Annotated in this window: 1 rRNA gene; it reads left to right on the top strand. The window is 49.1% G+C overall.

The annotated features are described in order from the left end of the window. Positions 1-1,117 (top strand): 23S ribosomal RNA (locus tag GXK57_RS26180); the annotation flags it as partial.

Below are 1,117 nucleotides of genomic sequence, written 5' to 3'. Positions count from 1 at the left end.
TCCAGAGTACCACGAGACACGTGAAACCTTGTGGGAAGCAGGGAGGACCACCTCCCAAGGCTAAATACTACTTGATGACCGATAGTGAAGAAGTACCGTGAGGGAAAGGTGAAAAGAACCCCGGGAGGGGAGTGAAATAGAACCTGAAACCGTGTGCCTACAACCGATCAGAGCACCATATGTGTGTGATGATGTGCTTTTTGTAGAACGAGCCAACGAGTTACGGTATGTAGCGAGGTTAAGTACTTAAGGTACGGAGCCGAAGGGAAACCGAGTCTGAATAGGGCGAATAGTTGCATGCCGTAGACCCGAAACCGGGTGACCTATCCATGGCCAGGTTGAAGCGAAGGTAAAACTTCGTGGAGGACCGAACCACGTTGGTGTTGAAAAACCATGGGATGAGCTGTGGATAGCGGAGAAATTCCAATCGAACTCGGAGATAGCTGGTTCTCCCCGAAATAGCTTTAGGGCTAGCGTCGGATATGACTAATGGAGGTAGAGCACTGAATGGGCTAGGGGGCATATCGCTTACTGAACCTTATCAAACTCCGAATGCCATATAGTATTAGTCCGGCAGTCAGACTGCGAATGATAAGATCCGTAGTCAAAAGGGAAACAGCCCAGATCGTCAGCTAAGGTCCCAAAGTATAAGTTAAGTGGAAAAGGATGTGGGATTTCTAAGACAACTAGGATGTTGGCTTAGAAGCAGCCACTCATTAAAAGAGTGCGTAATAGCTCACTAGTCGAGAGATCCTGCGCCGAAGATGTTCGGGGCTCAAACTTATCACCGAAGCTACGGCTAGTAGATTTAATCTACTGGGGTAGGGGAGCGTCGTAATCGGGCTGAAGTCGTACCGTAAGGAGCGGTGGACTGATTACGAGTGAGTATGTTGGCATTAGTAGCGAGAACTAGGTGAGAATCCTAGTGGCCGAAAACCTAAGGTTTCCTCAGGAAGGCTCGTCCGCTGAGGGTTAGTCGGGACCTAAGCCGAGGCCGAAAGGCGTAGGTGATGGACAATCGGTTGATATTCCGATACCACTGCAAATCGTTATTACCGATGGAGTGACGCAGGAAGATAGAGTGTGCTAGCTATTGGATGCTAGTCTAAGCACTTAG

This window comes from Clostridium sp. C8-1-8 (assembly GCF_009928445.1).
In the GTDB taxonomy this organism is placed as follows: domain Bacteria; phylum Bacillota; class Clostridia; order Clostridiales; family Clostridiaceae; genus Clostridium_AR.
Note: the sequence above shows the minus strand (reverse complement) of the source record. Positions and strands in the feature narration are given on the sequence as shown.